13 protein-coding genes are annotated in these 9,627 nt (G+C 69.9%); 8 read left to right on the top strand and 5 right to left on the bottom strand.

Annotated elements, in window-relative coordinates; genetic code table 11:
- Positions 1-43: 43 nt before the first annotated feature.
- Positions 44-1,027, bottom strand: coding sequence for an ABC transporter substrate-binding protein (locus I5G_RS01370; RefSeq protein ID WP_022877449.1), 984 nt, complete (start codon positions 1,025-1,027; stop codon positions 44-46).
- Between the two features lie 267 nt (positions 1,028-1,294).
- Between I5G_RS01370 and I5G_RS01365 the strand changes: the two genes are divergently transcribed.
- Entirely contained in the window at positions 1,295-1,891 is a 597-nt protein-coding gene (locus tag I5G_RS01365; RefSeq protein ID WP_022877448.1) for a hypothetical protein, read from the top strand.
- A 115-nt stretch (positions 1,892-2,006) separates the two neighbouring features.
- Positions 2,007-2,567 carry a flavin reductase family protein gene (locus I5G_RS01360; protein WP_022877447.1) on the top strand — a complete coding sequence of 187 codons (561 nt, stop codon included), beginning with the start codon at positions 2,007-2,009 and terminating at the stop codon, positions 2,565-2,567.
- A 17-nt stretch (positions 2,568-2,584) separates the two neighbouring features.
- On the opposite strand, the gene I5G_RS01355 is transcribed toward I5G_RS01360, so the two are convergent.
- Complete coding sequence (locus tag I5G_RS01355; RefSeq protein ID WP_022877446.1) at positions 2,585-3,475, bottom strand: DUF808 domain-containing protein; 891 nt, start codon at positions 3,473-3,475, stop codon at positions 2,585-2,587.
- 169 nt (positions 3,476-3,644) lie between these two features.
- On the opposite strand from I5G_RS01355, the gene I5G_RS01350 reads away from it, so the two are divergent.
- The 6 genes from I5G_RS01350 (at position 3,645) to I5G_RS24280 (ending at position 7,251) form a co-directional block, all read left to right on the top strand.
- Positions 3,645-4,619: a MauE/DoxX family redox-associated membrane protein gene (locus I5G_RS01350; RefSeq protein WP_022877445.1), complete on the top strand. Its 975-nt coding sequence runs from the start codon at positions 3,645-3,647 to the stop codon at positions 4,617-4,619.
- Between the two features lie 96 nt (positions 4,620-4,715).
- Positions 4,716-5,306, top strand: a complete 591-nt coding sequence (locus I5G_RS01345) for a molybdopterin-dependent oxidoreductase (protein ID WP_022877444.1) — start codon at positions 4,716-4,718, stop codon at positions 5,304-5,306.
- The gene (locus I5G_RS01340) at positions 5,303-6,043 is read left to right on the top strand and encodes an FAD-binding oxidoreductase (protein ID WP_022877443.1); all 741 of its coding nucleotides are present in this window, start codon (positions 5,303-5,305) and stop codon (positions 6,041-6,043) included. Before I5G_RS01345 ends, I5G_RS01340 begins: the two co-directional genes overlap by 4 nt.
- Positions 6,043-6,303 carry a DUF6510 family protein gene (locus tag I5G_RS01335; RefSeq protein WP_022877442.1) on the top strand — a complete coding sequence of 87 codons (261 nt, stop codon included), beginning with the start codon at positions 6,043-6,045 and terminating at the stop codon, positions 6,301-6,303. Before I5G_RS01340 ends, I5G_RS01335 begins: the two co-directional genes overlap by 1 nt.
- A 75-nt stretch (positions 6,304-6,378) precedes the next feature.
- A complete protein-coding gene (locus I5G_RS01330; RefSeq protein WP_022877441.1) occupies positions 6,379-6,762 on the top strand; it encodes a DUF4190 domain-containing protein in 384 nt (127 codons plus the stop codon).
- 99 nt (positions 6,763-6,861) lie between these two features.
- Positions 6,862-7,251, top strand: a complete 390-nt coding sequence (locus tag I5G_RS24280; protein ID WP_083896510.1) for a DUF2510 domain-containing protein — start codon at positions 6,862-6,864, stop codon at positions 7,249-7,251.
- A 6-nt stretch (positions 7,252-7,257) separates the two neighbouring features.
- Here the strand turns inward: I5G_RS24280 and I5G_RS01320 are convergent, their stop codons facing one another.
- The 3 genes from I5G_RS01320 to I5G_RS19925 all read right to left on the bottom strand — a co-directional run.
- On the bottom strand, positions 7,258-8,070 hold the full coding sequence (locus tag I5G_RS01320; protein WP_022877439.1) for a family 1 encapsulin nanocompartment shell protein: 813 nt from the start codon (positions 8,068-8,070) through the stop codon (positions 7,258-7,260).
- Entirely contained in the window at positions 8,070-9,101 is a 1,032-nt protein-coding gene (locus tag I5G_RS19930; RefSeq protein WP_083896509.1) for a Dyp-type peroxidase, read from the bottom strand. Before I5G_RS19930 ends, I5G_RS01320 begins: the two co-directional genes overlap by 1 nt.
- A gap of 129 nt (positions 9,102-9,230) precedes the next feature.
- Positions 9,231-9,627 (bottom strand): thiamine pyrophosphate-dependent enzyme (locus I5G_RS19925; protein ID WP_036325613.1); only part of this gene is annotated, 397 nt, incomplete at its 5' end.

The raw sequence follows: 9,627 nt of genomic DNA, 5'->3' as shown, positions 1-9,627 counted from the left end.
CACACCCGGAGAGGGGACGGACGCGATCGCGTCCGCGGAGGGATCAGTACTTGCGGTCGGGCAGAGCGGCCTTCGCCTGCTCCTGGTCGAACGCCTGGTCCTCGACGATGTACTGCTTGTCGACGGACTCGCCGGCGACGACCTTCTTCACGACGTCGGCGACCTTCTCACCGAGCAGCGGGTTGCACTCGACGATGTAGTTGAACTCGCCGTCGGCCAGAGCCGTCATGCCGTCCTTGACCGCGTCGATCGTCACGATCTTGATGTCGGTGCCGGGCTTGAGACCGGCGGCCTTGATCGCGTCGAGGGCACCGAGGCCCATGTCGTCGTTGTGCGCGAACAGCAGGTTGATCTGCGAGCCGTACTTCTGGAGGAAGCCCTCCATGACCGTCTTGCCCTCGGCGCGGGTGAAGTTACCCGTCTGCGAGTCGAGCACCTTGATGTCGGTGCCCTTGATCGCGTCGTTGAAGCCGGTCGCGCGGTCGGTCGCAGCCGACGAACCCGTGGTGCCCTCGAGCACGACCAGGTTCGTGGGGGTCTTGCCGAAGTTGTCGGCGACCCACTTGCCGGCGGTCTCGCCTTCCTTCTTGAAGTCGAGGCCGACCCAGCTGGCGTACAGGTCCTTCGACGCCGAGACCGTGCGGTCCTCGAGGATCACCGGGATGTTGGCATCCTTGGCTTCCTTCAGCACGTCGTCCCAGCCGTCGGTGACGATCGGGGCGAGGACGATGGCATCCACACCCTGGTTGATGAAGCTGCGGACCGCGGCGATCTGCGCCTCGGGCTTGTTGTCGGCGGCGTTGAAGATGAGGTTGAAGCCGTTGGCCTCGGAGAACGCCTCCTTCATCGACTCGGTGTTGGCGCTGCGCCAGCCGCTCTCGGAACCGGTCTGGGCGAACCCGACCGTGATCACCTTCTTGTCGCCGCCGTCTCCGCCGGCCGTGGAGCCGCCACCGGCGCAGCCCGTCGCGGTGATGGCGATCGCGCCCACGAGCGCGAGTCCGGCGAGAGTCTTCTTCGCCTTCATGTTGAAACCTCCTCGTTTCGCCGGCTGCGTCGCCGGTCCATGTGATGCAGCCCCCTCGGGCGGGCTGACTCCTGAATGTTAGCGCTCACACTTGCAGTGCTGTCAAGAACGATTTGCAACGGAAAGATCACGGCGGACGCGATGTGAAGCCTCACAAAAATGAGAACGCGATGAGAAACAGTCCGCAACGGGTGCGAGCGCCGCCGTCCCGGCCTACCGTTCCCCTACGCGACGACGACGTCGCGCAACATCCGAAGGAGAACAACGATGAAAACCCCCCGGACCTCTCGTTCCCTGCGTCGGCTCGTTCTGGCCGGTGCTCTCGCGATGGCGGCGGTGATCACGCCCCTCACCGTCACCCCCGCCCCCGCCGAGGCGGCGGGACGCATGACCTACACGCTGTACACGGAGGCCAACCCCACGGCCGACCAGGCGGACGCCTACCAGCGCATCACCGCCGCAATGGACGCGGCCGTCGCGCGATACAACGAGTTCAGCGACTTCGACCGGCACCTGAACGTCTACTACGTGCCGGGCGTGCCCACCGCCGAGGCCAGCATCGACGGCACCATCCGCTTCGGCGAGAACCGCAGCTACATGCAGGAGCGCACCGCCCTCCACGAGATCTCGCACACGGTCGGCAACGGGACGGCCAACGCGTGGTACGCGATGTGCCAGAACGGCCGGTGGACCGGCCCGAACGCCAACGCCAAGCTCGCCGAGTTCGACGGGGCCGGCGCAACGCTCAACTGCGGGGGTTCCCACATCTGGCCCTACGGCCTGAACTACGACGACGAAATGTCGGACGTCAACGCCGACCGGCACGTTCAGATCATCTGGGCGATGATCGCCGACGGCATGTGATCCGCGGCGGACGGGGTCGGGATGCCAAGCGCTCCCGGCCCCGTCGGCGCGCTCCACGTTTCGCCGGATTTCGCCTCGAGGCCCCGGCGTCCGTGACGCGCGTTACCGTCGAAACATGACTTCCCTCCCGCAGGAGCGCCCCGAGCACACGCCGACCATCGGCACGTCCGTCACCGCGGACGACTTCAAGCGCGCGTTCCGAGGCCACCCCGGCGGCGTCGCGGTCATCACGGCGTACGGCGAGCACGGCCCCGTCGCCCTCACTGCTTCGTCGGTGTCGTCGGTCTCGGCCGACCCCCCGCTGCTGATCTTCTCGGTGTCGAGCCTCTCGTCGGCGACACCCACGATCGTCGCCGCGTCGACCATCGTCGTGCACCTGCTGGACGTCGAGGACATCTCCCTCGCGCGCGCCGGAGCCACCAGCGGCCTCGACCGCTTCGCCGACACGTCGGCGTGGTCGCGCCTGTCGACTGGCGAGCCGGTGTACCACGGCGTGCGGGCATGGCTGCGGTGCGCCGTGGTCAGCCGCATGGATGCCGGCGGCTCCACGGTCATCGCGGCCCAGGCCCTGCAGGTGAACATCGAGCGCGACCTCGAGCCCGGCGAACCCGGTGCGGCGCTGGTGTACTACAACCGCTCGTGGCACGCCCTCGGCGAGCACTCGCTCCTGGACTGAGGCTCGACCCCTCAGGATCAGTGCGCGGCGGCCCCGCCGCGCGAGAAGATCCGACGGATGCCGGTCACCACGGCGACGATGATGAGGCCGAGGATCAGGCCGAACACCGCCGAGATCGCGGTGTCCACGATCCAGACCACGACGGGACCTGCGGCCTCGATCGCGTGCTCGACGGCGTGCAGCAGGTCGGCCGGTCCCGCCCACAGCGTCTCACCCAGGTTCTGAATCAAGAGGTGGCCGCCGACCCACAGCATCGCGATCGTCCCGATGACGCTGATCACGCGGAAGACGGCGGGCATGGATGCCACGACCCGGGCACCGAAACGACGGACTCCCCGCGCCGAGCTCTTCATGAAGCGCAGACCGATGTCGTCGATCTTCACCAGCAGCGCGACCGCGCCGTAGACGACCACCGTCATCGCCAGACCGATGATGAGCAGCGCGCCGAGCGTCATCCAGATGCCGAAGTCCGGGTCGAGACTCGACAGCGCGATGAGCATGATCTCCGTGCTGAGGATGAGGTCGGTGCGCACGGCACCGAAGACGAGCTTGCGCTCATCGCGCGGCCCGTCCTCATCCTCTTCGCCGTGCGCGACGCCGAACCACTCGAGCACCTTCTCCGCGCCCTCGTAGCAGAGGAACCCACCACCGAGGATGAGGAGGAACGGGAGGACGCCCGGGGCGAAGGCCGTCAGCAGCAACGCGATCGGGATGATGATGACGTACTTGTTGATGATGCTGCCGAGGGCGATCTTCCAGACCACCGGCAGCTCGCGCGCGGGCGTGATCCCCTGGACGTACTGCGGCGTCACGGCGGCATCGTCGATCACGACACCGGCGGTCTTGGCGCTGGCCTTGAGCGCGGCGCTGAGGATGTCATCGACGACGGCGAGCAGTCCGACCGACATGCGTGGATCTCCCTGGGTGGATGGCTGCGACGGGAGGCCCGCGCAGTGACGGAGTCGTCAGAGCGACCCTAGCGGCCCGGCTGAACCCCGGGGGCCGGCTGCCCTTCACCCGGGTTCATCGGATAGTGGCGCGGCGCTCCCCCGCTGGGCATCGGACGACGCTGGAGGGATGCTCGCGACCCTCATGCTTCCCGCCCTGGTCGTCGCCGCGGTCTTCGCCGCAAGTGGCAGCGGCAAGCTCCTCGACCTCCGATCCGCTCCCGCCACGCTGCGGGCTCTGCGACTGTCGGGCCTGCCGCCGCGCCTGGTCGTCGCCTGCGTCGCCGCAGTCGAGGTCGTCCTGTCCGTCGTTCTGCTGCTCGGTACGGGTCCCGCCCGCGTCGGGGCGGCGGCCGCGGCGCTCGCCGTGACGCTCGGCTTCCTCGCGATCGGACTGCGCGCCCAGGTGCGCGCGTCGACCGACGACTGCGGCTGCTTCGGGAGACTGGCATCCACGCGTGTCGGTCCCGCCATGACGACACGCAACATCGCGCTGACGGTGCTGGCGGCCCTCGCCCTCCTGGGGGCAGTGCTCTCTCCCCTCGCGCCGCCCGTGGCCCTCAGCCTGGTGCTGTCGCCGCTGCTCGGCGTGATCGTCCTCGTCAGCATCGTCGCCGTGGGAGTGGTCGGTGCGACGATGTGGAGTCCGCCCACCCCGGCCGCACCGGCGAGCGGGAGCGTCCCGGATGCCGCCCTCATCACGCCCGAGGGCGGCGTCGTCGTCCCTCGGCAGCGCGCCCTCCGCGGGCGTGCGCAACTGCTCCTGTTCGTGCGCCGCGGCTGCAGCTCGTGCGAGAACCTCATCAGCCGGATGACGTGGGACCGCGAGCTGCTCGAGACCCTCGTGGACGTGCGCCTCATCGTCCCGGTCGGCGACGGTTCTCCCCTCACCGCCGCGGACGAGGGCCTCCATGCCGATCCGTCCGGGGAGTTCGCCGTCGCCCTCGGTATCCCGGGCAATCGTCCCGTCGGGGTCCTCCTGACCACGATGGGAGAGATCCTGCAGCCGGTCGCGGTGGGCGGCGACGAGACCGCGACGCTGGTCGACACCGTGCTCGCCGCGGCCGCCGACGCGCGCGCCGGCGAGGGCTCCTCGACGAGCTGACGCGCGGGACCGGAGGATCCGACAATCGTCCCTGTCGCGGCCACGGCGACCTGGCTAGGGTGAATCACGTCCGCTCCGGGGAGGAAAGAGGCATCCATGTCGTTCATCACTCGAGGGTTCTCCGGACGCCGAGGCGACCGCGATCCGCGCCTCCCTCCCGGCCAGACGCTGGTCGGCGACTGGCCCGTGCTATCGGCGGGACCGACGCCGGAGATCGACGCGGACGAGTGGGAATTCGTCGTCCGCACCGAGAACGGCGATCACCGGTGGAACACCGAGCAGCTCCAGGCGCTCGGCATGGAGGACATCACCGTCGACATCCACTGCGTGACGCACTGGACCAAGCTCGACATGCCGTGGCGCGGGGTCTCGCTCGACCGCATCTTCGAGGAGGTCGAGACCGCGCACGACTACGTCATGGCGCACTCGTACGGCGGCTACACGACGAACGTTCCGCTCGAGGACCTGCTCGACGGCAAGAGCTGGATCGCGTTCGAAGCCGACGGTGAGCCGTTGACGCCCGAGCACGGCGGGCCGGCGCGGCTGCTCGTCCCGCACCTGTATTTCTGGAAGAGCGCCAAGTGGGTGCGCGGCCTCGTGACGATGCCCGACGACGACCCGGGCTTCTGGGAGCAGAACGGCTACCACCTGCACGGCGACCCGTGGCAGGAGGAGCGGTACTGGTGACACGCCGCCCGACCGCCTGGCACACCGCGACGGTCGCGGCCATACGCGCCGAGACCCAGACCGCGCAGCGCATCGAGCTCGACGTGCCGACGTGGCCGGGGAACGACGCGGGGGCGCACCTCGACCTCCGGCTCACCGCACCCGACGGCTACCAGGCGTCGCGCTCGTACTCGATCGCGTCGTCGGGGGACGGCACGCGCGTGCTGCTCGCGGTCGACGAGGTGCCGGACGGCGAGGTCTCCCCCTTCCTCGTGCACGACCTCCGCGTCGGCGACGAGATCGAGGTGCACGGACCCCTCGGGGCGTTCTTCGTGTGGACGCCGCCGACCGAGGCATCCCCTCGGCCCGTCCAACTCATCGCGGGAGGATCGGGCGTGGTGCCGCTGTACGCCATGGCCCAGGCCCACGCCGCGGCCGGCGACCCGACCCCGTTCCGCCTGCTCTACTCGGTGCGCACCCCCGGTGACGTTTTCTTCGCGGACGAACTCGCCGCGCTCGACACCACGGAAGCGGTCGACGTCGACCTCGTCTACACGCGCGTCGCTCCCCCCGAGGCATCCATCGCTCCGGGCCGGCTCACGGCCGGCCGGTTGCGGGACGCGGTCATCCCGGCCGAGCAGAATCCACGCGTCTACGTGTGCGGTGCGACCCCGTTCGTCGAGGCGGTCGCGCGCTGGCTCCAGGACGCCGGGCATCGCCCCGGCGACATCCGCACCGAGCGATTCGGAGGCTCGTGATGAACGTGCTCGACGGCAACGCGCTGGCCGGCCGGTTGGCCGACCTCCTCGGATGGGATGCCACGGACTCCCCCATCCGCTGCCGCTCCTGTGGCGCGGGAGACGCGGTCGCCGTGGCCGCCGTGTACGTCAGCCCGATGGGCGTCGTCGCGCGGTGCCGATCGTGCGACGCGGTGTTGCTCACGATCGTGGACGCCGTCGGCGGACGGTCCTGGTTCGGGATGCCGGGCATCGACGCCCTCGAGGTGCGGCGAGCGTAGCGGGGTGCGGTTCCCCCGCCGCACGAGGAACCGGCGAACCCGCTAATGTGACCAGCAACTCAGGGGGAGGGTGCAATGGCCATGGACTCGGTTCCGACGAGCATCGACCCGGTGCCGGCGGCGCCCATCGCGTCACCGACCGCCGATCCCTTCCGCGTGCTGGGCATCGTCGGGTTCGTCCTGTCGTTCTTCGCGGTCGCCAACGTCGTCGGGCTGGTCCTCAGCCTCGTGGCGTTGATCAGGTCCGCCCGAGCCGGGTACCGCAACCGCTTCGCCCTCGCGGGCACGATCATCTCGGCGATCGGTGTCCTGACGACGATCATCGTCGTGGCCGTCCTCGTCTCCACGTTGGTCGGTGCCGCGCAGACATGCGCCCAACTGGGCACGGGCGTCCACGTCGTCGGGTCGGCGACCTACACGTGCACGCCGACCTCGTTCTACGTCCACTACGGCAGCTAGGGCTCGGCGGGTGCAGCGCGGCGTGGCGCTTGCCACGCGTGAGGGATGCCGTCAGACTCGGGCGAGCACCGAGTGGGGCGGGCGAGAAGGGGGAGTCCGATGGCGGACGCACAAGCAGGCTGGTACGACGACGGATCGGGTCGGATGCGATGGTGGGACGGGCAGCAGTGGACCGACCAGTACCAGGCACCGACCCCGCCGCAGCCCGGCATCGAGGGCTTCATCGCCCGCGCACAGGCCGATGCCGTGGCGGGCGCGCAGCCGCGCCCGGCGCAGACCGGGTGGAACTACGTCGTGCTGCAGGTGGTCCTGAAGGAGAAGTTCTTCGGCACCGGGTCGGGCAACCTCACCGAGCTCGAGAACGTCATCAACCGGCAGGCGGCCCTGGGCTTCCGGCTGCACACCATCACCACGGCGTCGTCGGGCAGCACCGGGTTCGGCGGCGGGGACCGCATCCAGGCGACGATGGTGTTCGAGCGGGAGAGCTGAACCCCGTCAGTCGTCGTCCGTTCCCGGCAGCAGCGCGATCGCCGCTTCCGGAGTCGCGATGCGGAAGCTGAAGGACTCCTCGAGGTACAGCTGAACCCGGTCCTCGGTGGTCGCCAGGTATCCGAGGGCGACGTCCTGACCCATCTCGAGCAGGAAATCGCCGCCGCGCAGGCTGATCACGACCGCGCCCTCGATACCCGGCGTCCACACGACGTCGCCGCCGAGGATCCGCTCGATGTGGCGACGGAGCGGCTGCCCGCCGGCGTCGTTCCCGCCGAGCACCTCGACCCACTCGCGGGACCCGACCGCCATGCCGTACGGGCCTCCGACACCGGCGTCGCCGAGTCGGCGGACGGCCTCGGCGGTACGACGCGTGAGCCCGGTGGCATCCCCCGCTCCATCGATCGGGGAATGCGGGGAACTCGGGACGATGCCGGCGAATCCGACCTCCGGCCAGCCCGTCAGGATGGCCGCGTTCTCGCGCACCGCGAGCCGGTGCGCCGCCTCGTCGAGGGCGGAGAGGTCGGTGTCGACCGCGCCGCGCGCGGTGTCGTCGAGCTCGGTTCGCGCCAGGGCGAAGTCGGCGCGTACTTCGGTGAGCGGCAGCACGACGCGCTGGCGCGCCCGAAGTCCGGTGTCGTCGCCGACGGGGCGCACTCGACCGGTGTTCGTCGACGAGTGCTGCCACCCGAGGGGTCCGACGAAGTCGACGAGGCGGCGCGCACCGAGGACGGGCTGCAGACGCGTGCGGGCTTCGTCGTCGAGAGCGGCCCAGGTCTCGTCGGTGATCGGGGCGAGCGGGCGAGTGAGATGGTCCATCAAACCTCCTGGGGAACGGGGGCGCGGTTCGCGCCGATGCCGAGGGACGTGGGGGATGCCTCGACGTTCCGCGCGGCGGCGGCGGGCGCATCGACGGCGTCGCCGAGCGTCGACAGCAGCTCCGCTGAGGGGGCGAAGAACGTGGAGCCGGTCTTCGGCACCGAGAAGTCGAGGAGCCGGTCGTGGACGCCGGGCGGGTCGCCGACGAACATGCGACGCAGCATCGTCTCGATGACCCACAGCGCGCGCGACTGTCCGAGGAAGTACGTCCCGAACTCGGCATGGCCGGGACGACCGAACGGCATGTTGTCGCGGATGATGTCGTGCTCGACCCCGGCGTCGTCGACGATCGTGGCGAGCGTCTTGTGGGACTTCTGACCGGACGTCGCGTCGTCCAGCTCGACGTTGTCGGCCTTCGTACGGCCCATGATGCGCTCCTGCGCCTCCGTGGGCATGGCCTGCCATCGGTCGAGCGGATGCAGGTACTTCTGCACGACGATGTAGGTGCCGCCGACGAAGGCGGCGTCCTCGTCGCCGACGAGCACGCTCTCGGCGGCATCCGTCCCGACGGGGTTGGCGGTCCCGTCGACGAAGCCGAGGAGATCGCGCCGGTCGAACGATCGGAAGCACGACGTCTCGTCCTCGACCCGGATGCCATCGCCGAGCGCCGCGACCAGGAGCCGCTCGAACTCGAAGCACAGGTCGGCCCGGTCGCCGCGGATGTGGAAGAGCAGGTCACCCGGGGTGGCCACCGCGGTGTGGACGGCGCCGACCACCGGCGTGAAGGGATGCAGTTCGCGCGGAGAGGGGCCGCCGACGAGCATCGGCCAGATCCTCGCCCCGATGCCGACCGTGCACGACAGTCCGTCCGCGGGATCGCGGAAGCGGACCGTCTGCACGAGACCGCCGAGGTCGCGGAGCACGTCGCGGACGCCGTCGACAGCCTGGTCCGACACGGTCACGACGAGGAAGATCGCGTGCCCGGTGAGCGGCGCGGTGAACCGCTGCACACCGTCCGGTACCCCGCTCACCGGCGCACCTGTCGTGGAACCCGCATCCGTCTCCCTTTCCCTCCGAACGCTCTCGAACGCTAGGCGCTCGGACCCGGCATCCGCTCCGACACGAGTCGAAGAACGATCCGACGGGCGCGGGACGCGTGATCAGCCGCGGTGGAGCAGGCGGCGCAGGACGTTGGTGTCGGCGAGGTCGATGAGCTCGTCGCCCCGGCCCGAGAGCAGCGTCCGCAGCGCGAACAGGGCGAATCCCTTGGCCTGCGCCACCGTGATCGTGGGCGGGATCGCGAGCTCCTGCCGCGCCACGACCGCGGAGATGAGCGCTGGGCCCGGCGTATCGAGGGCCTCGGCGAGCGCGTGACGGAGCTCGTCTCCGGTCGTCACGCGATATCCCGGGATGCCGATGGCCCGGGCGACCTCGGCGAAGTCCGGGTTCTTCAGGTCGGTGCCGGCGTTGACGATGCCCGCGGCCTTCATCTCGACCTCGACGAAGTCCAGCGCCGAGTTGTCGAACACGACGATCTTGATGGGCAGGTCGTCGGCG

It is taken from the genome of Microbacterium sp. B19 (assembly GCF_000333395.1).
In the GTDB taxonomy this organism is placed as follows: Bacteria; Actinomycetota; Actinomycetes; order Actinomycetales; family Microbacteriaceae; genus Microbacterium.
The sequence above is the reverse complement of the archived record's forward strand: the minus strand, read 5'-3'. Positions and strand labels throughout refer to the sequence as shown.